This window comes from Oleiphilus sp. HI0043, assembly GCF_001634935.1.
In genome coordinates this window covers 1-764 of the sequence record NZ_LWEY01000850.1, presented here as the reverse complement: position 1 = coordinate 764, position 764 = coordinate 1, and the positions used below count along the sequence as shown (strand labels likewise).

Sequence of the window (764 nt, the reverse complement as noted above, 5' to 3'; positions counted from 1 at the left end):
ATCAGCGATAACAGGCACATCAAGCTCTTTCAAAGCTGCACTAACATTAGCCACCGCAGAAACCTGAGGAACACCAATACCAGCCACAATTCGTGTCGTACAAATTGAGCCCGGGCCAATTCCGACTTTAACCGCATCTGCACCTGCTTCAGCCAATGCTATCGCCGCTTCAGCTGTTGCGATGTTACCACCAACCACTTGCACCTGCGGGTAGTTTTCTTTTACCCAGCGAACACGGTCAATAACGCCTTTAGAGTGTCCGTGTGCCGTATCGACAACAATCACGTCAACACCTGCCTGCACCAATGCATCAACGCGCTCTTCAGTGCCAGCACCCGTACCCACAGCAGCACCAACTCTGAGCTGTCCTGCTTCATCTTTACAAGCATTTGGATAGTCTTGCGACTTTTGGATATCTTTAACCGTTACAAGGCCGGTTAGTTCGAAACTATCGTTAACCACTAATACTTTTTCGATTCTGTGCTTATGCAGCAACTCGCGAATTTCGTCTGAAGTAGCGCCTTCTTTTACGGTCACCAGCTTATCTTTAGGTGTCATGATACTTGAGACTTTAGTATCCAAACTGCCTTCAAAGCGGATGTCACGGCCAGTGACAATACCGACCAAGTCTTTACCGTCAACAACCGGTAAACCTGAAATTTTGTTAGCTGCCGTCAGCTCTAACACTTCTCGTACCGTCATATTTGAAGCAACGGTAATAGGGTCTTTCACTACACCACTTTCAAATTTCTTAACAGCACGAA

Annotated in this window: 1 protein-coding gene; it reads right to left on the bottom strand. The window is 47.0% G+C overall.

The annotated features are described in order from the left end of the window. Positions 1 to 764 (bottom strand): IMP dehydrogenase (locus A3729_RS09630; protein WP_156497852.1); only part of this gene is annotated, 764 nt, incomplete at both ends.